Annotated in this window: 1 pseudogene; it reads left to right on the top strand. The window is 52.1% G+C overall.

The features are described 5' to 3' along the window. Nucleotides 1-240: pseudogene (locus E4T80_RS12925) on the top strand (hypothetical protein); the annotation flags it as partial.

Here is a 240-nt window from a genome sequence, read left to right as displayed (position 1 = left end):
CAGTTGCTGAACTGTCTGCGGCAGATGCTGAATTTGATGCTGCCGTTGCGGAAGAACCCGCTTTAGTTGCGGAGCTGTCCGCTGCGTTTGCTGAGGAGTTTGCTGCTGTTGCCGAACTATCTGCAGCGGACGCTGAATTTGATGCGGCAGTTGCTGAAGAATCGGCTTTATTTGCAGAGCTGTTTGCTGCACTTGCCGAAGTGCTTGCTACTTTTGCTGAACTATCTGCAGCAGATGCTG

It is taken from the genome of Muribacter muris, assembly GCF_004569585.1.
Lineage (GTDB): Bacteria > Pseudomonadota > Gammaproteobacteria > Enterobacterales > Pasteurellaceae > Muribacter > Muribacter muris.
This window is presented reverse-complemented; position numbering and strand designations above follow the sequence as displayed.